The sequence below is a fragment of the Spirillospora sp. NPDC052269 genome, from assembly GCF_040679435.1.
Classification (GTDB): Bacteria; Actinomycetota; Actinomycetes; order Streptosporangiales; family Streptosporangiaceae; genus Spirillospora.
The window spans coordinates 398009-418271 of sequence record NZ_JBFAUU010000002.1 but is presented as its reverse complement, the minus strand read 5'-3'; the positions used below and the strand labels follow the sequence as shown (position 1 = coordinate 418271).

At 68.7% G+C, this 20263-nt stretch carries 16 protein-coding genes; all 16 read left to right on the top strand.

The annotated features are described in order from the left end of the window. The first annotated feature begins 116 nt into the window (after positions 1-116). The 16 genes from AB0L06_RS05330 (at position 117) to rpoB (ending at position 20257) form a co-directional block, all read left to right on the top strand. Positions 117-977: an SCO4651 family lipoprotein gene (locus tag AB0L06_RS05330; RefSeq protein WP_500229662.1), complete on the top strand. Its 861-nt coding sequence runs from the start codon at positions 117-119 to the stop codon at positions 975-977. Positions 978-1208: 231 nt separating this feature from the next. Further along, a complete protein-coding gene (locus AB0L06_RS05325) occupies positions 1209-2090 on the top strand; it encodes an SCO4651 family lipoprotein (RefSeq protein WP_500229661.1) in 882 nt (293 codons plus the stop codon). Between the two features lie 364 nt (positions 2091-2454). Next, a complete protein-coding gene (gene rplJ, locus AB0L06_RS05320) occupies positions 2455-3057 on the top strand; it encodes a 50S ribosomal protein L10 (protein WP_500229660.1) in 603 nt (200 codons plus the stop codon). A 69-nt stretch (positions 3058-3126) separates the two neighbouring features. Then, entirely contained in the window at positions 3127-3516 is a 390-nt protein-coding gene (gene rplL / locus AB0L06_RS05315; RefSeq protein WP_500229659.1) for a 50S ribosomal protein L7/L12, read from the top strand. Between the two features lie 593 nt (positions 3517-4109). Beyond that, a complete protein-coding gene (locus AB0L06_RS05310; RefSeq protein ID WP_500229658.1) occupies positions 4110-5189 on the top strand; it encodes an ABC transporter ATP-binding protein in 1080 nt (359 codons plus the stop codon). Continuing rightward, positions 5189-6085, top strand: a complete 897-nt coding sequence (locus AB0L06_RS05305) for an MlaE family ABC transporter permease (protein WP_500229657.1) — start codon at positions 5189-5191, stop codon at positions 6083-6085. The genes AB0L06_RS05310 and AB0L06_RS05305 overlap by 1 nt, the downstream gene beginning before the upstream one ends. Before the next feature lie 2 nt (positions 6086-6087). Continuing rightward, a complete protein-coding gene (locus AB0L06_RS05300; protein ID WP_500229656.1) occupies positions 6088-6936 on the top strand; it encodes an MlaE family ABC transporter permease in 849 nt (282 codons plus the stop codon). 7 nt (positions 6937-6943) lie between these two features. Then, complete coding sequence (locus tag AB0L06_RS05295) at positions 6944-8314, top strand: MCE family protein (protein ID WP_500229655.1); 1371 nt, start codon at positions 6944-6946, stop codon at positions 8312-8314. After that, positions 8311-9348, top strand: coding sequence for an MCE family protein (locus AB0L06_RS05290; RefSeq protein ID WP_500229654.1), 1038 nt, complete (start codon positions 8311-8313; stop codon positions 9346-9348). Before AB0L06_RS05295 ends, AB0L06_RS05290 begins: the two co-directional genes overlap by 4 nt. Then, on the top strand, positions 9349-10413 hold the full coding sequence (locus AB0L06_RS05285) for an MCE family protein (RefSeq protein ID WP_500229653.1): 1065 nt from the start codon (positions 9349-9351) through the stop codon (positions 10411-10413). Positions 10414-10437: 24 nt separating this feature from the next. Beyond that, positions 10438-11694, top strand: a complete 1257-nt coding sequence (locus AB0L06_RS05280; protein ID WP_500229652.1) for an MCE family protein — start codon at positions 10438-10440, stop codon at positions 11692-11694. Then, positions 11691-13019: an MCE family protein gene (locus tag AB0L06_RS05275; protein ID WP_500229651.1), complete on the top strand. Its 1329-nt coding sequence runs from the start codon at positions 11691-11693 to the stop codon at positions 13017-13019. Before AB0L06_RS05280 ends, AB0L06_RS05275 begins: the two co-directional genes overlap by 4 nt. Beyond that, complete coding sequence (locus AB0L06_RS05270; protein WP_500229650.1) at positions 13016-14470, top strand: MCE family protein; 1455 nt, start codon at positions 13016-13018, stop codon at positions 14468-14470. The genes AB0L06_RS05275 and AB0L06_RS05270 overlap by 4 nt, the downstream gene beginning before the upstream one ends. Before the next feature lie 55 nt (positions 14471-14525). Then, positions 14526-15056: an Rv1363c family protein gene (locus AB0L06_RS05265; protein ID WP_500229649.1), complete on the top strand. Its 531-nt coding sequence runs from the start codon at positions 14526-14528 to the stop codon at positions 15054-15056. Further along, positions 15053-16249, top strand: a complete 1197-nt coding sequence (locus tag AB0L06_RS05260) for an Rv1363c family protein (protein ID WP_500229648.1) — start codon at positions 15053-15055, stop codon at positions 16247-16249. Before AB0L06_RS05265 ends, AB0L06_RS05260 begins: the two co-directional genes overlap by 4 nt. Before the next feature lie 531 nt (positions 16250-16780). Continuing rightward, positions 16781-20257, top strand: coding sequence for a DNA-directed RNA polymerase subunit beta (gene rpoB, locus AB0L06_RS05255; protein WP_500229647.1), 3477 nt, complete (start codon positions 16781-16783; stop codon positions 20255-20257). Positions 20258-20263 lie beyond the last annotated feature (6 nt).

Below are 20263 nucleotides of genomic sequence, written 5' to 3'. Positions count from 1 at the left end.
GGTACGCCCATGGTCGTACCGGAGGGGAAGGTGTTCGTACCACCGGGGGATGCGGAGCGGTGTGCGCCAGCGCAGACTGAAGGTCATCAAGCAGTGAGACCTAGGAGGCACCTTTCATGAAGCGCCGAATCGCCGTGGCCGCCGGCGCGACCTCCGTCGGTGCCGTCCTTCTCCTGTCGGGGTGTGGCGGGACGGGAACGAAGGGCGGAACCACGGGTGACATCAAGCTCACCGCGGCCGACGCCGTGATCAAGGCGTCCGAGAAGACGGGGAAGGCCGACACGTTCAAGGCCGACCTCACCGTCGCCGACTCCGCCAAGGGCGGTTCGGTGCACGCGACCGGGCAGTTCCGGCTCCGCCCGACGCTCCAGTTCAACGCCACGCTCGACAACGTCTCCAAGGGCGGGCAGGGCCTGTCCGGCCTGAGCGGGCAGGCGATCTTCACCGGGGACACCCTGTACGCCAAGGTGCCCCAGCAGTTCAGCCAGTTCGTCGGCGGCGGCAAGCCGTGGGTGAAGATCAGCGTGGCCCAGGCCCAGCAGCAGTCCGGCATGGACCTGCGCGGCGTCATCGACCAGATCCAGCAGGTCGACCCCGCCGAGCAGACCAAGATGTTCACCGCGTCCAAGGACGTGCACAAGGTCGGCACCGAGTCCGTGGACGGCGTCCAGACCACGCACTACCAGGGCACCGTGACGGCCAAGGAGGCGCTGCAGCAGCTGAACGCGCAGCAGCGCGCGAACGCCCAGAAGTGGCTGTCCAAGGCCGCGAACTCCGACCGGAAGATGAACTTCGACCTGTGGGTCGACTCGTCCAACCTGCCGCGCAAGATGACGACCAAGAGCGCCGCCAACGGTGACGGTGGCACGGTGACCGTCCTGTACAGCGACTACGGCAAGTCCTTCAAGGCGAGCCCCCCGCCGTCGGACCAGGTCGGCGACTTCTCGCTGCAGGGCCTGTTCGGCAAGCACAACTGATCCGGTCCGCGCGATCGGAGGCGGCCGCCCGCGGGACCACCCGCGCGCGGCCGCTCGTCCGTATGCAGGGGGGGCTTGGACGCGGCCGGCCGGACGTACACGCGGCGGGTCGGGCGCACACGCGGTCGGCCGGGCGTGCACGGCCGGTCTCGATGACGTTTCTGTCGGTGATCTCCCGTATAGTGCCGGATCCCCGCGGCTAGTGGAGATCATCGAAAAGGGAGCTTGGTCATGAAGCGTCGTCTCGTCGCCGGAACCGCAGTATCGGCGGGACTGGTCCTCTCTCTGACCGGCTGCCTCGGCGACTCCGGGGGTGACAAGGGCACCGGCGCGTCCGGAAGCGGCAAGGGCGTGGTGCTCGCCGCCGCGGACATGGTGCGCAAGTCGTCCGAGAAGACCTCGAAGGTGCAGACCGTCAAGGCCGAGCTCCAGACCGAGGTCACGGTTCCCAGTGTGGGCAAGCCGGTCACCATGCACATGCGGATGGCGTCGAAGCTGCGTCCTGAGCCGGCCTTCCGGATGACCATCGACTCGATGGCCATGGGCGGCACGAGCATGGCCGGTCAGGAAGGCATGGAGCTGGTCATGGTCGGCCGCACCGTCTACATGAAGTCGGCGGTGTTCGCCCAGCTGTCGCACGGCAAGCCGTGGCTGAAGCTGTCCGCCTCCGAGCTGGGCGCCGCGTCCGGGCAGAACTTCGACCAGCTGATCGAGCAGCAGAAGCAGGCCGACCCGGCCGAGCAGACCCGGATGCTCACCGCCTCCAAGGACGTCCGCGAGGTCGGCAAGGAGACGGTGAACGGCGTCCAGACCACGCACTACCAGGGCACGGTGTCGGTCCAGGAGATCGCCGCCAAGCTGCCCGACGCGACGCGCCAGCAGCAGATGAAGAACTTCCAGAAGCTCGGTCTCCAGTCGCTCGCGTTCGACCTGTGGGTGGACGGGCAGCAGCTTCCGGCGAAGGTCGTGATGAAGTCGCCGGAGGGCTCGTCCACGAAGATGAACACCACGGTCACCTACTCCGGCTGGAACACCCCGGTCACGGTCACCGCGCCGCCCGCCTCCGAGGTCGGCAAGATGCCGAAGCTGCCGGGCCTCACCCCGGGCGCCTGACCTCAGCCCGGGCGTCTGACCTCAGCCCAGGCTCCTGGCCTCGGCCCGGGCGTCTGACCCGTCCGGCCCCGGCTTCCGTGGCCCCTGGGCCGCTGTCACCCGCGCGATTTGGCATCGGCGGCCTTCGGCACGTAATCTGAGCTCTGCCGAAGACCGCCGGTCGCCGTTCCTGTGTTCGCACAGCGAACGGCCGAAGGACTCGGCCTCCGATCCGTCGGAGGACGAGCGGCCCGCGTAGGTGAGACGAGAGCTTCCCGCATGACTTTCCCGTGGTCGTGCCTGACGCCCCGTGCGCCTGCGCCGGGGCGTTTTTGTTTTCTTCGCCCCGGCGGCTTCCCACCCAAGGTAATCGGAAGGAGGCCACATGGCTAAGGCCGAAAAGGCCACGGCGATCGCCGAGCTCAAGAACGACTTCGAGAGCTCGAACGGCGCCGTGCTGACCGAGTACCGCGGGCTCACGGTCGCCCAGCTCAAGGAGCTGCGCACCAACCTCGGCGAGAACGCGAAGTTCTCCGTGGTGAAGAACACGCTGACCAAGATCGCCGCGAACGACGCCGGTGTGGACGACGACTTCAAGAATCTTCTTGAGGGCCCGTCCGCCATCGCGTTCGTCCAGGGTGACGTGGTCGAGGCCGCCAAGGGCCTGCGTGACTTCGCCAAGGCGAACCCGCTGCTGGTGATCAAGGGTGGCTTCATCGACGGCAAGTCGATGGACGCCTCCGAGATCAACGTGCTCGCGGACCTCGAGTCCCGCGAGGTTCTCCTCGCCAAGCTCGCCGGCGCGATGCAGGCGTCCATGGCCAACGCCGCGGCCCTGTTCAACGCGCTGCCGACCAAGACGGCCCAGCTCGCGGAGGCGCTTCGCGCCAAGCGCGAGGAGGCTGGCGAGACGGCCGAGGTTCCGGCCGCCGACGCCGCCGCCGAGGCTCCGGCCGAGGCTGCTGCCGACGAGGCGTCCGCCGAGTAACGGTCCGTCCGGACTGAGACCCGCGGTCATCACTGACCACCCGTACCAAGCCATAGCGGAGGAAACATCATGGCGAAGCTCACCACCGAAGAGCTGCTCGACGCTTTCAAGGAAATGACCCTTCTCGAGCTCTCCGGCTTCGTGAAGCTGTTCGAGGAGACCTTCGACGTCAAGGCCGCCGCCCCGGCCGCGATCGCCGTCGCCCCGGCCGCCGGTGGCGGTGGCGGTGGCGCCGAGGCCGTCGAGCAGGACGAGTTCGACGTCATCCTCGAGTCGGCCGGCGACAAGAAGATCCAGGTCATCAAGGAGGTCCGCGGCCTGACCTCGCTCGGCCTCAAGGAGGCCAAGGACCTGGTCGACGGCGCGCCGAAGCCGCTGCTCGAGAAGGTCAACAAGGAGGCCGCGGAGAAGGCCAAGGAGGCCCTGGAGAAGGCCGGCGCCACGGTCACGGTCAAGTAAGACCCTTCAGGACTCTCTTTCAGAGCGTCTTTCCGCGCGAGGCGGTCGTCCCACATCGGTGGGGCGACCGCCTCGCCGCTTTCCGCCTCAAAGACGCCTTGGGGCGGGGCCCCGGCTCGTATGCGCGCGATGTGAGTGACCGGCGGGACGAAGTTGTCCACAGGTGAGCGCACCGGTTGTGCGGGCTCTCGCACGGCGCGTAGCGTCTGCTGAGTCAGGGGAGACGGAAGTTTTCCGAAGATTCCTCCGATACCCGCCTTGAAGTGCTGGTTCTCGGGGCAGTAGTGTCACCCGCGATGTAAGTAACGATTGTCTTACGGCGTCGCCTTTCGTGGTAGTTGCGGCCTCGCACCTCTTCCATTTCGGGCGTGGACCGCTACGGTAGTGGCACCCGCCACAGCTACCGGACGGTAGTAACCGGCCCGGCACCTGATGTCACGGCGGATGTCAGGGCGGCGACCCCGGTGAGCCGGCGGACAACACAACTGCACGGCGATCCCGTCCGCGGCGCGGCGGCGCGGGACCGCACCCCGCCTGAGTGCTACTCGCCTCATTGGTTCCGGATTCCCCCCGGCCTGGACGAAAGGTGACGAGTGGGCGTCGAGATCAGAGTCGAGGGGCTGACCAAGTCCTTCGGCCGCCAGGTCATCTGGCAGGACGTGTCGCTGAGCATTCCCGCAGGAGAGATCTCCGTCCTGCTGGGCCCCTCCGGCACCGGCAAGTCGGTCTTCCTGAAATCGCTCGTGGGGCTGCTGAAGCCCGACCGCGGGCATATCTACATCGGCGACCGCGACCTGCCCTACCTCCCCGAACACCAGCTCTATGAGACCCGCAAGCTGTTCGGCGTCCTGTTCCAGGACGGCGCCCTGTTCGGGTCGATGAACCTTTTCGACAACATCGCCTTCCCCCTGCGCGAGCACACCCGCAAGACCGAGGCCGAGGTCAAGCGGATCGTCCTGGAGAAGATGGACCTGGTCGGCCTGATGGGCGCCGAGGGCAAGCTGCCCGGTGAGATCTCCGGCGGGATGAAGAAGCGCGCCGGGCTCGCCCGCGCGCTGGTGCTCGACCCCGAGATCCTGCTGGTGGACGAGCCGGACTCCGGCCTCGACCCGGTCCGCACGGCGTTCCTGAACCAGGTGTTCATCGACCTGAGCGCGCAGCTCGACTGCACCTTCCTGATCGTCACCCACGACATCAACACCGCGCGCACCGTCCCGGACAACATCGGGCTGCTGTACCAGCGGCACCTGGCCATGTTCGGACCGCGCGAGATGCTGCTGTCCAGCGAGGAGCCGGTCGTCCGGCAGTTCCTCAACGCGAGCAAGGTCGGCCCGATCGGCATGTCGGAGGAGAAGGACGCCTCCGAGCTCGAGGCCGAGGCCAAGATGGGCCTCGACTCCGGCAAGCTGCCGCCGATCCCGCCGCAGCAGATGCCGAGCAACGGCCTGGTCCGGCGCGGCCAGCACGCGCCCGGCGCGTGGTGCGCGGCGCACGGCGTCACCCCGCCGCCCGGCTCGTTCATCGACGAGCTCGGCCGCAACTGGGTGGACGAGTGGCCGCGGTACGTCGCGTCGATGCAGGCCGGGCAGGCCGCGGGCGCGGCGGGAGTCACCCCACCGGGCGGCCCCGGCTTCCCGCCGCCCGCGCCCGGACCGGGCGGTGCCGCGTACTGATGACGACCGACGGCATCACCCCGGGGGGCATCGGGGGATCGAACCCCCCGGGTCGTTCGACCTCCCGGCGCGCGCGTCGCGCCGGGGGAGGAGGAGGCGGCTCCGCCGCGCTCCGCAAGATCTCCGACGGCGCGGTGAACGTCGCCGTCAAGGAACCCGGCCGCTTCTTCGCCCTGTGTCTCGACACGTTCCGGGCGATCTTCAAGTGGCCGTTCCAGTGGCGCGAGTTCATCGAGCAGTCCTGGTTCATCGTCAGCGTGACCGTCATCCCCACGATGCTGGTCGCGATCCCGTTCGGCGGCATCCTGTCGCTGCAGGTCGGCGGGCTGATCCGGCAGCTGGGCGCGCAGTCCTACACGGGCGCGACCGCGGTGGTCGCGATCGTCCGCGAGGCCAGCCCGCTGGTCACCTCGCTGCTGGTCGCGGGCGCGGCCGGGTCGGCGATGTGCGCCGACATCGGCTCGCGGAAGATCCGTGAGGAGATCGACGCGATGGAGGTGCTCGGTATCAATCCGCTGCACCGCCTGGTCGTCCCGCGCATGTTCGCCTGCGCGTTCATCGCGCTGTTCCTCAACGGCCTGGTGTCGGTCGTCGGCCTGGTCGGCGGCTACGTGTTCAACGTGATGCTGCAGGACGGCACGCCGGGCGCGTACCTGGCGTCGTTCAACGCCATCGCGCAGCTGCCCGACCTGCTGCAGGCCGAGTTCAAGGCGTTCGTGTTCGGCATCACCGCCGGGCTCGTCGCGGCCTACAAGGGCCTGAACGCCAAGGGCGGCCCGAAGGGCGTGGGCGACGCGGTCAACCAGACCGTCGTCATCACCTTCATGCTGCTGTTCGTGGAGAACTTCATCATCTCCACGCTGTACTTCCAGTTCGTCCCGTCGAAGGGCATGTGAGCATGGCCGCCCAAGGAAGGACGGGAAGGGCCGTCAGGACCGCCGTCAACGCGCCGTTGTCGCGGCTGGACGACTTCGGTCACCAGATGTCGTTCTACGTGCGGGCCTTCGCCTGGACGTTCCGGGTGCTGCGCCGCTACCGCACCGAGGTGCTGCGGCTGCTGGCCGAGGTGTCGCTCGGCACCGGCGGGCTCGCGGTGATCGGCGGCTCGGTGGTGATCGTCGGGTTCATGACGTTCTTCACCGGATCGCAGGTCGGCCTGCAGGGCTTCAACTCGCTGAACTCGATCGGCGTCTCGGCCTTCACCGGATTCGTCGCGTCCTACTTCAACACCCGTGAGATCGCGCCGCTGGTGTCGGCGCTGGCCCTGTCGGCGACGGTCGGCTGCGGGTTCACCGCGCAGCTCGGCGCGATGCGGATCTCGGACGAGATCGACGCGCTGGAGGTCATGGCCGTCCCGTCGATGCCGTTCCTGGTGACCACCCGCATGATCGCGGGGATGGTCGCGGTGATCCCGCTGTACGTGGTGGGCCTGCTGGCGTCCTACGGCGCGACCCGGATCATGGTCACGCTGTTCTACGGGCAGTCGACCGGCACCTACGACCACTACTTCCATCTGTTCCTACCGCCGAACGACATCCTGTGGTCGTTCGGCAAGGTCATCATCTTCTCGGTGCTGGTGATGCTGATCCACTGCTACTACGGCTACCACGCCAGCGGCGGTCCCGCGGGCGTCGGTATCGCGGTCGGCCGGGCGGTCCGCACCAGCATCGTCGTGATCAACGTGGCCGACCTGATGCTCGGCATGGCCATCTGGGGTTCCAGTATGAACGTCCGGATCGCGGGGTGACCGGGCGATGACCATCCCCGCACCCCCCACCCCCGCGGTCCCCGCCCCGGCCGGGACCCCGCCTCGCACCGGACTCAGCGAGCGCACGCGGTCCCGCCTGCTCGGCCTCTCGATGATCGTCGTGATCATCATGCTGGTCGCGCTCACCATCGGCTTCTACGAGAAGGCGTTCACCCCCGTCCTGAAGGTCCGGGTGGAGGGCGCGCGCGCCGGGCTGCAGCTGCTGCCGCACTCGGACGTGAAGGTCCGCGGCCTGATCGTCGGCGAGGTGCGCGGCACGCACGCCACCGCGAACGGCGCGACCCTCGACCTGGCGCTCGACCCGGACAAGGCCAAGCTGGTCCCGGGCAACGTCCAGGCGCGGCTGCTGCCGAAGACGCTGTTCGGCGAGAAGTACGTCGACCTGGAGATCCCGGCGCAGGCCGGCCCGCTCGGGCTGAGGCGCGGCCAGGTCATCCAGCAGGACCGGTCGCAGGCCGCGGTCGAGATCGACCAGGTGCTCGACAAGCTGCTTCCGCTGCTCCAGGCCGTCCGGCCGGAGAAGCTGAACACGACGCTGAACGCGCTGGCGACGGCGCTGCAGGGCCGCGGCGACCAGATCGGCCGCGACCTGGAGCAGGCCGACTCGCTGCTGGCGAAGGTGAACCCGCAGCTCGGCACGCTCGTGCACGACCTGAACGCGCTGTCGGCGACGTCCGAGATCTACGCGGACGCCACGCCCGACCTCATGCAGGCGCTGCGCAACCTCAACGTCACCAGCAAGACGATCACCGACAAGAAGCGGCAGATCGAGGACCTGATCCCGATGGTCACCGGGTTCGCCCGGGACGGGAACCGGTTCGTCCAGGACAACGGCCCGAAGATCATCGGCTTCAACGTGGCGAACCGGCCCGGCCTCGAGCTGCTGTCGTACTACTCGCCGTCGCTGCCGTGCGTGTTCAACACCTTCGAGAAGATCAAGCCCGAGATCGAGCGGGTCGCCGGCGGGAACGGCGGCACCACCTTCAACCTCACGATCGAGATCGTGAAGCCGCGTCCGGCGTACAAGTACCCGCTGGACCTCCCCGAGGCCAAGGACCGGCGCGGTCCCCGCTGCTACAACCTGCCGAACCCGAAGGTCCCGTTCCCGGACTACCTCGCGCGGGACGGCACAGAGGACGACCTGTGGTGGAAGAACCCCGACCCGGCCAACGCCCCCGCGAACGCCCGCGGCCGGGCCGTGTCGGACGTCTTCGTGGACCCGGGCTCCATGAGTGAGAAGGACAAGATCAAGAGCATCGTCGGCCCGGCCACCCGCACCCCCGCGGACCAGGTCACCGACGCCGTCCAGCTGTGGTGGGGCCCGCTCATGCAGGGATCGGTGGTGAACGTCCGATGAGAGGCAGGACGCTCTCCGCCGGCATCAAGCTGGTGATCTTCGTGGTGCTCACCTCGCTGGCGACCGGTGTGCTGGCGATGACGATCAGCAACCTGCGGTTCGCCGACACGCGCAGCTACAAGGCGCTGTTCACCGACGTCACGGGCCTGCTCGACAAGGACGACGTGCGGGTCGCGGGCGTCCGGGTCGGCCAGGTCGAGAAGATCAGGCTGACCAGGGACAATCAGGCCGAGGTCACCTTCTCCGTCGAGAAGGGCGGCGTGTTCGCGGCCGGACTGCCCTCGTCCACGCAGGTCAACGTCCGGTACCGGAACCTCATGGGGCAGCGGTACCTGTCGCTGACCGAGGGGCCGGGCACGGTCGGGCAGACGCTGCGTCCGGGCGGGACGATCCCGGCGGCGCAGACCCACCCGGCGCTCGACCTGACCGTCCTGTTCAACGGGTTCCGGCCGCTGTTCAAGGCGCTGGAGCCGCAGGAGGTCAACAAGCTGGCCTACGAGATCGTGCAGACCCTCCAGGGCGAGGGCGGCACGGTGAACAGCCTGCTCACGCACGTCGCGTCGCTGACCAACACGATCGCCGACCGGGACAAGGTCATCGGCGACGTGATCACCAACCTGAACAGCGTTCTCGGGACGATCGACGACCGCCACCAGCAGGTGGAGCAGGTCGTCGGCGACCTGCGCTCGCTGGTCAGCGGCCTGTCGAACGACCGGGAGGCGATCTTCCAGTCGGTGGACGCCATCAACGGCCTCACCGGCACCACCGCCGATCTGCTGAAGGACGCGCGGCCGGACCTGAAGAACGACATCGCCGGGCTGCGTCAGCTCGCGTCCACGTTCGACCAGAACCAGGACGCGCTGAACACGCTGTTCCAGCGCAGCCCGCTGCGGCTGCAGCGGCTGGTCAACATCTCGTCCTACGGCTCGTGGTTCAACATGTACATCTGCGGCCTCGACGCGCGGGTGCGGCTGCCGGGCGGTCCGGTCTACCAGACCCCGGCGATCGTGAACGAGAACGCGAGGTGCAAGTAGATGAGGATCCCGTTCCGGGAACGCAATCCGGTCCCCATCGGGCTCACCGCGTTCGCCGTGATCATCACCGCGCTGGTCGTCGCGATGAACCTGGACAGCATCCCGTTCATTGCGGGCGGCAAGACCCACACCGCCTCGTTCGCCGAGGCCGCCGGGCTGAAGCCGGACGAGGAGGTGCGGATCGCGGGCGTCAAGGTCGGCAAGGTCGAGTCGCTGTCGCTGCAGGGCGACCACGTCAAGGTCACCTTCCGGGTGGACGACGGGCTCCGGCTGGGCGACCAGACCCGCGCCGAGATCAAGATCAAGACGCTGCTCGGCTCGCACTTCCTGGCCCTCGACCCGCGCGGGTCGGGCCGGCTCGGCAAGAACATCCCGGTCGAGCGGACGGCCACGCCGTTCGAGGTCGTCCCGGCGATCAGCCAGCTCAGCCAGCATCTCAGCGCGATCGACCATGTGCAGGTCGCCAAGTCGTTCAACGTCCTGTCCGACACGTTCAAGAACTCCGGGCCCGAGGTGCGCGCGTCGCTCCAGGGGCTCCAGCGGCTGTCCAAGACCGTCGCCTCGCGCGACGACCAGCTGCACGAGCTGGCGGGCAAGGCCAAGAACGTCTCCGGGATCCTCGCCGACCGCAACCAGGACTTCGCCAAGCTCATCCAGGACGGCGACAAGGTGCTGGCGGCGGTGCAGGCGCGGCGGACGGTGATCCACCAGCTGCTGGTGAACACCGTGGCGCTCTCCGAGCAGGTGAACGCCCTGATCCGGGAGAACCGGGCACAGCTCAAGCCGATGCTCGACAACCTGAGGAACGTGACGGCGCTGCTCGTCCGGAACCAGGACAACCTGGACAAGATCCTCAAGTTGTTCACCCCGTTCGCGCGGCAGTTCACCGACGTCACGGGCACAGGGCGCTGGTTCGACAGCTACATCCAGAACCTCCTCCCGATCCCGGCCTCCATCCAGAACCCGCCGTCCGGCTCCGGCAACACCGGACGGCAGGGGACCGGACAGCAGGGCAACGGCCAGTCGGGCGGCGGCAAGAACAACCCGCTGCCGTTCCTCCCGTGATCGCGACCAGGCAGGTGCACCACCGTGCGTAACTCAGGACTGATCCTCCGCATCGGCGGGGCGGTGCTCGCCCTCGCCGTCGTGGCGGCCGCGGTCGTGCTGCTGCTGCGCGAGCCGAAGCAGAAGCACGTGACGGCGTATTTCACCCGCAGCGTCGGCCTGTACAAGGGCGCGGACGTGCGGATCCTCGGCATCCCGGTCGGCAAGGTGACCAAGGTCCAGCCGGTCGGTCCGGCGGTCAGGGTCGAGCTGACCTACGACGCCAAGTACAAGGTGCCGAGCGACGCCACCGCGGTCATCGTCAACCAGACCCTCGTCGCCGACCGGTACGTCCAGCTCACCCCGGTCTACAAGGGCGGCGCCACGCTGCCCGACCGGACGACCCTGACCACCGCCCGCACCCAGGTGCCGGTCGAGGTGGACGAGGTCGGCTCCAGCCTGAGCGACCTCAGCAAGGCGCTCGGGCCGCAGGGGGCGAACAAGGACGGCGCGCTGTCCCGGCTGCTCCAGGTCGGCGCCGACACCCTGCAGGGCACCGGCGGCGACGTCAACGCGACCATCCACGACTCGTCCAAGGCGCTGAGCACGCTCAGCCAGGACCGCGAGGACGTGGCCACGACGATCGCCAACCTCAAGGTGATCACCGACACGCTGCGCCAGAACGACGACCAGGTGCGGTCCCTGACCGGGCACCTGAACTCGGTGTCCGGTCAGCTCGCGGGGGAGAAGGACGACCTCACCGCCGCGCTGCGCACGCTCGGGCCGACGCTGCGGAACGTCCAGCAGTTCGTGAAGGAGAACCGGGACGGGCTGTCGACCAACGTCCGGCAGCTCGCCCAGGTCACCGGCGTCCTGGTCAAGGAGAAGGACTCCTTCGCCGAGCTGCTCGCGACCGCGCCGCTGGCCATCAACAACCTGGCCCGCGCGTACGACCCGATCAGCGGGACCATCCACAACCGGGCCGACCTGCGCCAGTTCCACGACCTGGCCGACTGGGTCTGCTCGCTGGCCTACTCGGTCGGCGCGCCGCCCAAGCAATGCCTGAACTTCGTCCGGCCCTACAACGGCATCGGCAAGGCCCTCACCGGCCTCAGCCTCGACCTGTCCTGGATCACCGCGCTGACCACGCACTACGACCCGGTCCCGATCCCGCCGGACGCCTACGGCCCCGGCGAGGAGCGCCCGACCACCAAGGGCAAGACGAGCAAGTCGGGCAAGACCGCCAAGCCGTCCACGACCAAGCGCGACTTCACCGCCCTGCTGCCGGGAGGTACCCGATGACCCGCCGGTCGTTCCGGTCCCCCCTCGGCCGCGGGACGCTCCGCGCCGCCGCCGGGGCGGGGGGCCTGGCCAGGACACCCGTCCGCCTGGGCGTGATCGCCCTCGCGGGCGCGACGGCCCTGTCGGGCTGCTCGTTCCGCGGCGTCGACTCGATCCCGCTGCCCGGAGGCCCCGACCTCGGCTCCCACCCGCGGACGGTCAAGGTCGAGTTCGGCAACGTGCTCGACCTCGTCCCGCAGTCGGTGGTCAAGGTCAACGACGTGTCGGTCGGCAAGGTCGACGGCATCAGGCTCGGCGGCGGGCAGGAGGGCTGGCACGCCGTCGTCACCCTCAAGATCCGCTCGGACGTGAGGCTGCCCGAGAACGCCTACGCCCGGATCGGCCAGACGTCCCTGCTCGGCGAGAAGTTCGTCGAGCTGGACCCGCCGCCCGTCGGCGAGCCGGCCCGCGGGCAGCTGAGCGCCGGAGCGGTGATCCCGCTGTCGCGCACCAGCCGGTCCACCGAGATCGAGGAGGTCCTGTCGGCCATGTCGCTGCTGCTCAACGGCGGCGGACTGGAGCAGGTCACCACGATCACCCGGGAGCTGAACGCCGCGATGAGCGGCCGTGAGGCCACCATCCGGTCGGTGCTGGCGCGGATCGACACCTTCGTCGGGACGCTCGACCGGAACCGTCCGGCGATCACCAAGGCCTTGGACTCGCTCGACCGGCTGACCACCAAGCTGGCCGCCGAGCGCAAGACGATCAAGGCCACGATCGACACCACCGGCCCGGCGATCACCGTCCTGAAGGACAACCGGGCCGACCTCACCGAGATGCTGGTCGCGCTGGACAAGCTCAGCCGCACCACGACCAGCGTGGTGAACCAGTCGCGGGACGACCTGCTCGCCAACCTGAAGACGCTCGACCCGCTGCTCCGCAACCTCAACAAGGCGGGCGCCAACCTGCCGCGCAACCTGGAGATGCTGACGAGCTTCCCGTTCCCGCCGACGTTCGGCAACGTCGTCCGGGGCGACTACGGCAACATCCGGCTGACGCTCGACCTGGACTTCCAGAGCATCGCCCACAACCTGCTGGGCGGCACCGACCTGGAGGGCCTGGCGGGCGGCCAGCAGATGCGTTCGATGCTGAAGGTTCCGAACGTGACCCTGCCGCGGACGCCACTCGGCATCCTGCCGCAGCTGCCGTCCACCGGCGGCCTGCCCGGCCTCGGCGGCAAGACCGGCCAGAACGGCGGCAAGACCGGGCAGACCGGGAAGCCGAAGCCCAAGGCGCTCCAGGGCCCGGGCGACCTGCACACGCTGATGACCGGGGGGCTGTCGTGATCCTCAAGCGCGGCGTCAAGATCCAGCTCATCGCCTTCGCCCTGATCACGATCATCGGCATCTCGATCGTGTCGGTGAACTACATCGGGTTCGGGAAGAAGGCGCTCGGGCAGCAGTACTACGCCTACGTCGACCTCAGCGACTCCGGCGGCGTGTTCACCAACGCCGAGGTCACCTACCGGGGCGTCCCGGTCGGACGCGTCGGGCCGATCCAGCTCACCCCGGACGGCATCAAGGTCAAGCTGCTGCTCGACAAGAGCCACCGGATCCCGCGCGAGGGCACCTCCGCCATCGTCGCGAACCGGTCGGCCGTCGGCGAGCAGTACATCGACCTGGAGCCGAGCCGCGACAGCGGCCCCTACCTCGACCAGGGCAGGCCGTACACGATCCCGCGCCGGCTGACGAAGCTGCCGGTGTCGACCGAGGAGCTGCTCCGCAACGTCGACCAGCTCGTCGGCTCGGTGGACCCGAAGAACCTCGGCACGATCGTGGACGAGCTGGACAAGGCGTTCTCCGGCACGTCCACCGACCTGCAGAAGATCCTCGACGACACCGACCGGATCCTGAAGACGGCGAACCGGGCCTACCCGGACACCAAGGCCCTGCTCGACAACAGCCGGGTCGTCCTGGACACGCAGGCCGCCGAGGGCGCCAACATCCGCGGCTTCGCCCGCAACCTGAACAGCCTGACCGCCACGCTCCGGGACAACGACGGCGCGATCCGGGACGACATCGCCGCCGCCCCCGGCGCGATCACCCAGGCGGACGGCACGATCAAGGACCTGGCCCCCACCCTGCCGGTGTTGCTGGCCAACCTGACCACCACCGGGCAGATCATCGCCTCCCGGAAGGCCGGGCTGCGGTCCCTGATGATCCTCTACCCGGTCACGCTGGCCGGCGTGTTCACCGTCATGCCGGGCGACGGCACCCAGCACCTCGGCCTCGCCCTGAACATCGACTCGCCGCCGCCCTGCACCAAGGGCTACGAGAAGACCCCGCACCGCTGGCCCCAGGACACCCGGGACCGCATGCCCGACCTGAACACCGGGTGCAAGGCGGCGCACAACGCCCCCACCGACGTGCGCGGCGCGCGGAACTTCCCGAAGGACGCCATCGAGCCGGCCCCGAAGGTCCCGCCGGGCGCGACGTCCGGCGCGGGCTTCCCGGCGACCGGCGGCTCGGGCGACGCGTCCGGGAAGAAGGGCGAGGACGGCAAGTCCGCCGCGGCGGGCTCCGACGCGGCGCCCGGCCCGATGGGACAGCTGACCGGCATCAACGTCCCGGTCGCCGACAACACCGTGGAACTGGCCGGGTACGATCCTTCGACCGGCGTGATCTACGGGCCGGACGGCCACCGCTACGGCCTCGGGAACACCGGCGGACAACAGCGCCTCCTCGGGGACGCCTCCTGGAAGATGCTCCTGCTCGGCCCCCTCATGGGTGGGAAGTGACCCCACATCCTGGGCCCGGAGCAAACCCCCACAACGCGATGAAGGAGACGACGCGATGAAGTACGGCGCGACCGACGCGGTCGACGCCGCGGCGTCGAGGGGCGGTGGCGGCGTCTCGATCGCCGCGATCGTCCTGGGCGTGCTGGCCGCCGCCCTCGCTGTGGCGACGGTGTTCGCCGGCGTCCGGTACTGGTCGGCGGACGGCGACTCCGGGGACCGCAAGGACGTCCTGCAGTCGGCGCGGCAGACCGGGGTGAACCTCGCGAGCATCGACTACCGGACCGTCCAGCAGGGCGTCGAGCGGGTCACCAGCGGGATGACCGGCGACATCAAGGCCCAGTGGGCCACGCAGGCCAAGCAGATCGCCGACATCGCGACCAAGTCCCAGTCCACCTCGTCGGTCCAGCAGGTCCGCGCGGGCGTCGTGTCCCTGGAGGGCGGCTCGGCCGAGGTCCTGGTCTCGATCTCCGCGACGACGACCAGCCCGAAGGTGCCGAACGGCCAGCCGCGGTACTACCGGTTCGCGATGGACATGACCAAGGTCAAGGGCAAGTGGCTCGTGTCGAAGATGGGGATGGTCCCGTGACGACCGACATCAACGCCGAGGAGAGGGCCCGCCGGGCCCAGGAGGCCAAGCTCAAGGCCGAGATCACCCGCCGGATGGCCGAGGAGGCCGCTCGAGAGGCCGAGGAGGCCGCTCGAGAGGCCGAGGAGGCCGAGCGGGAGGCGGAGCAGGCAGCTAAAGCCGGGGATGCCCCGGAACCGCCGGAGAAGCCCGCTGAGGCCCGTACGGACGCCAAGCCGGCCAAGCAAGCCGACGCGGACAAGGGCGCGGCCAAGGACGCCGAAGCCGCTCCCGCCGAAGCCGACGCCGACGCCGACGACACGAAGATCGCCGACGCGCCGGACGAGGCCGACGACGAGACGTCCACCGCGTCCGACACGATCACCGACACGCCGACGTCCGCCAAGGACGAGCCCGCCGACGACACCGAGCCCGAGCCCGAGCCCGAGCCCGAGGACGAGGACGAGGACGCCGAGAAGGCCGAAACGCCCAAGGACGAGGACGCCCCGGCGGCGGCCGAGGAGTCCGGCGCCGAGAAGGCCGACGCCGAGAAGGCCGACGCCGAGAAGGCCGACGGGAAGAAGAAGCGGAAGCGTGCTTCCCGGGCCGAGATCATCGCGGTCGATGACGACGACGAGACCGACGACGAGCCCCAGGCCGAGCCCGCTGAAGCGAAGGTCGCCAAGGCGAAGGTCGCGAAGGCCGAGAAGCCTCGCCGGACGCGAGCCTTCTTCGCGTCGATCAGCGGAACGGTTTGGGCCCTGATCGCGGTGAACATCGCGCTCGCGGCCGCGCTGGGCGGCTTCCTGTACGGCAAGGCGGACATCCCGGGCGGCAGCGCCAAGGAGACCAAGCAGGTCCAGTTCGCCGCGACCCAGGCGGCCGAGGACATCTCGTCCTACGACTACCGGACGATCGACTCGGACCTGAAGCGCGCCGCGGGCCACACCACCGGCAACTTCAGGACCCAGTTCGACCAGCAGATCACGCAGGTCAAGGGCAGTGCCGCCCAGCAGCAGGCGGTGGTCCAGGGCCAGGCCGTGAAGACCGCCGTGGAGAGCGTGGACGGCGACAGGGCGATCGCGCTGGTCTACCTGGACCAGACGACGGCCAAGCAGGCCACCGCGTCCCGAACCCCGAACCAGTACACGCTGCGCATGGTCATGAAGAAGATCAAGGGCCAGTGGCTGGTCTCGGACCTCCAGATGCTCTAGCCCGGCCCGCCGCGCACGGCCTCGGCCCGCCCCCGAAACCGGACAAGGCCCCCGCGAGCGGACCCGCGATGGAGCGGGGCCCCGGCCGGTGAACCGTCCCGAATCCGGACGGCGGCCGGCCCGGAATCGGGCCCCATGACAGCCCGTCACGTCGAGCGACCTCCCTGCCCGGGACGGTCGCTCGTCGCGTTTCGGCACGCCGTCGCACCGAGCCTGCGGGGAGGCCGCCGCGAGGGCTCTAAACTATGGCCTTCCTCACTGCAGGTCAGAGCCCGAAAAGTCCAAGTGCGCTCTTGACTAGTCGGGTCGGAGGAGCGATGCTCGCAGGCAACTGTGATGCATACTGCGGCGCTGGAGTTGCGAGCGGTGTGGTTGTCGACTACACTGCCCCTTTGCGCTGCCCTCTGACTATTCACGTGCGAGAGCACACCTGCCATGGTCCGTTTTGGACCTCATCGTGCCGGTCTCGCTACTTGGATCGTCTGGCGTGCGTGTCGTCAGTTACGCCGCGAGCCCTCGGAAGGACCACTCTTGGCAGCCTCGCGCAACGCCTCGAATACCGCAACCGGTCCGAACCGCGTCTCCTTCGCGCGCATCAAGGAGCCGCTCGAAGTCCCGGACCTCCTTGCCCTTCAGACCAACTCTTTTGACTGGCTGCTGGGCAACGAGAGGTGGAAGGCCCGGGTCGAGGCGGCCCAGAAGGCCGGTAGTAAGAGCGTCCCGACGCAGTCGGGCCTCGAAGAGATCTTCGAAGAGATCAGTCCCATCGAGGACTTCTCCGGGACCATGTCCCTCTCGTTCCGCGACCACCGGTTCGAGCCGCCCAAGTACTCCGCGGAGGAGTGCAAGGACAAGGACATGACCTACTCCGCCCCCATGTTCGTCACGGCGGAGTTCATCAACAACACCACCGGTGAGATCAAGAGCCAGACGGTGTTCATGGGCGACTTCCCGCTCATGACCTCCAAGGGCACCTTCATCATCAACGGTACCGAGCGGGTCGTCGTGTCCCAGCTCGTCCGCTCGCCCGGCGTCTACTTCGACCGCGCGCTCGACAAGGCCAGTGACAAGGACATCTACGGCTGCCGGGTCATCCCCAGCCGCGGTGCCTGGCTCGAGTTCGAGATCGACAAGCGCGACAACGTCGGTGTGCGCATCGACCGCAAGCGCAAGCAGCCCGTCACGGTGCTGCTGAAGGCGCTCGGCTGGGACGAGGCGCGCATCCGCGAGCGCTTCGGCTCCTACGAGTCGATCAACATCACCCTGGAGAAGGACCACACCTCCGGCCAGGACGACGCGCTGCTGGACATCTACCGCAAGCTGCGTCCGGGCGAGCCGCCGACCAAGGAGTCGGCGCAGACCCTGCTGGAGAACCTGTACTTCAACCCGAAGCGCTATGACCTGGCCAAGGTGGGCCGTTACAAGGTCAACAAGAAGCTCGGGCTGGAGCTGGAGACCAACCAGGGCACGCTGACCGAGGACGACATCGTCGGGACGATCGAGTACCTCGTCCGCCTGCACGCGGGTGAGGAGGAGGCGTCGCTCGGCGGCGCGTCCGTGCCGATCGAGGTCGACGACATCGACCACTTCGGCAACCGTCGCCTGCGCACCGTCGGCGAGCTGATCCAGAACCAGGTCCGCCTGGGCCTGGCGCGCATGGAGCGTGTCGTCCGCGAGCGGATGACGACCCAGGACGTCGAGGCGATCACGCCGCAGACCCTGATCAACATCCGGCCGGTCGTCGCCTCCATCAAGGAGTTCTTCGGCACCAGCCAGCTCTCGCAGTTCATGGACCAGACCAACCCGCTCGCGGGCCTGACCCACAAGCGCCGCCTCAACGCGCTGGGTCCGGGCGGTCTGTCCCGTGAGCGCGCGGGCATGGAGGTCCGTGACGTCCACCCGTCGCACTACGGCCGCGCCTGCCCGATCGAGACGCCGGAAGGCCCGAACATCGGCCTGATCGGCTCGCTCGCCGCGTTCGGCCGGGTGAACCCGTTCGGGTTCGTCGAGACGCCGTACCGCAAGGTCGTCGACGGCCAGGTCACCGAGCAGATCGACTACCTGACCGCCGACGAGGAGGACCGCTTCGTCGTCGCCCAGGCGAACTCGCTGCTGGACGATGACGGCCGGTTCACCGAGAACCAGGTCCTGATCCGCAAGAAGGGCGGCGAGATCGAGCTGATCCCGCCGCAGGACGTGCAGTACATGGACGTCTCGGCGCGTCAGATGACCTCGGTCGCGACCGCGATGATCCCGTTCCTGGAGCACGACGACGCGAACCGCGCGCTGATGGGCTCCAACATGCAGCGCCAGTCGGTGCCGCTGCTCCGCAGCGAGGCCCCGCTGGTCGGCACGGGCATGGAGTACCGCGCGGCCGTGGACGCCGGCGACGTCATCGTCGCCGACAAGGCCGGCGTGGTCGAGGAGGTCTCCGCCGACTACGTGACCGTCATGAACGACGACGGCACCCGCAACACCTACCGGGTGTCCAAGTTCAAGCGGTCCAACCAGGGCACCTGCTTCAACCAGAAGCCGATCGTGCTCGAGGGCCAGCGGGTCGAGGTCGGCCAGGTCGTCGCCGACGGCCCCTGCACCGACACCGGTGAGATGGCCCTGGGTAAGAACCTCCTCGTGGCGTACATGCCGTGGGAGGGCCACAACTACGAGGACGCGATCATCCTGTCGCAGCGCCTCGTGCAGGACGACGTCCTGTCCTCGATCCACATCGAGGAGCACGAGGTCGACGCCCGGGACACCAAGCTCGGCCCCGAAGAGATCACCCGGGACATCCCGAACGTCTCCGAGGAGGTCCTGGCGGACCTGGACGAGCGCGGCATCATCCGGATCGGCGCCGACGTCGTCCCCGGTGACATCCTGGTCGGCAAGGTCACCCCGAAGGGCGAGACCGAGCTGACCCCGGAGGAGCGGCTGCTCCGCGCGATCTTCGGTGAGAAGGCGCGCGAGGTCCGTGACACCTCGCTGAAGGTGCCGCACGGCGAGCAGGGCAAGGTCATCGGCGTCCGGGTGTTCTCCCGTGACGAGGGCGACGAGCTCCCGCCGGGCGTGAACGAGCTGGTCCGCGTCTACGTGGCCCAGAAGCGCAAGATCACCGACGGCGACAAGCTGGCCGGCCGGCACGGGAACAAGGGCGTCATCTCCAAGGTGCTGCCCGTCGAGGACATGCCGTTCATGGAGGACGGCACGCCCGTCGACATCGTGCTGAACCCGCTGGGCGTCCCCGGCCGAATGAACGTCGGCCAGGTCCTCGAGTCCCACCTCGGCTGGGTCGCCAGCCAGGGCTGGAAGGTCGAGGGCGACGACGCCGAGTGGAAGCGCGAGCTCAGGGAGATCGGCGCGGACGAGGCCGAGCCCTGGACCCGCGCGGCCACCCCGGTGTTCGACGGCGCCCGCGAGGACGACGTCACCGGCCTGATCTCGTCGACCCTGCCCAACCGGGACGGCAAGCGCATGGTCGGCCCCGGCGGCAAGGCGAGGCTGTTCGACGGCCGCACCGGCGAGCCGTACCGCGACCCGATCGCGGTCGGCTACACCTACATCCTGAAGCTGCTGCACCTGGTGGACGACAAGATCCACGCTCGTTCCACCGGCCCGTACTCGATGATCACCCAGCAGCCGCTGGGTGGTAAGGCGCAGTTCGGTGGCCAGCGCTTCGGTGAGATGGAGGTGTGGGCGCTGGAGGCGTACGGCGCCGCCTACGCCCTGCAGGAACTGCTCACCATCAAGTCCGACGACGTTCTCGGCCGTGTGAAGGTCTACGAGGCCATCGTCAAGGGCGAGAACATCCCCGAGCCCGGCATCCCCGAGTCCTTCAAGGTCCTCATCAAGGAGATGCAGTCGCTCTGCCTCAACGTCGAGGTGCTTTCGAGCGACGGCATGTCCATCGAGATGCGGGACACGGACGAGGACGTCTTCCGCGCCGCGGAAGAGCTCGGCATCGACCTCTCCCGTCGCCCCAATGAGGGCGCGATGAGCGTCGACGAGGTCTGATCAAAC

Coding starts and splice junctions, on each gene's coding strand:
- AB0L06_RS05330 (WP_500229662.1), top strand. CDS start 117: ATGAAGCGCCGAATCGCCGTGGCCGCCGGCGCGACCTCCGTCGGTGCC.
- AB0L06_RS05325 (WP_500229661.1), top strand. CDS start 1,209: ATGAAGCGTCGTCTCGTCGCCGGAACCGCAGTATCGGCGGGACTGGTC.
- rplJ (WP_500229660.1), top strand. CDS start 2,455: ATGGCTAAGGCCGAAAAGGCCACGGCGATCGCCGAGCTCAAGAACGAC.
- rplL (WP_500229659.1), top strand. CDS start 3,127: ATGGCGAAGCTCACCACCGAAGAGCTGCTCGACGCTTTCAAGGAAATG.
- AB0L06_RS05305 (WP_500229657.1), top strand. CDS start 5,189: ATGACGACCGACGGCATCACCCCGGGGGGCATCGGGGGATCGAACCCC.
- AB0L06_RS05300 (WP_500229656.1), top strand. CDS start 6,088: ATGGCCGCCCAAGGAAGGACGGGAAGGGCCGTCAGGACCGCCGTCAAC.
- AB0L06_RS05295 (WP_500229655.1), top strand. CDS start 6,944: ATGACCATCCCCGCACCCCCCACCCCCGCGGTCCCCGCCCCGGCCGGG.
- AB0L06_RS05290 (WP_500229654.1), top strand. CDS start 8,311: ATGAGAGGCAGGACGCTCTCCGCCGGCATCAAGCTGGTGATCTTCGTG.
- AB0L06_RS05285 (WP_500229653.1), top strand. CDS start 9,349: ATGAGGATCCCGTTCCGGGAACGCAATCCGGTCCCCATCGGGCTCACC.
- AB0L06_RS05275 (WP_500229651.1), top strand. CDS start 11,691: ATGACCCGCCGGTCGTTCCGGTCCCCCCTCGGCCGCGGGACGCTCCGC.
- AB0L06_RS05265 (WP_500229649.1), top strand. CDS start 14,526: ATGAAGTACGGCGCGACCGACGCGGTCGACGCCGCGGCGTCGAGGGGC.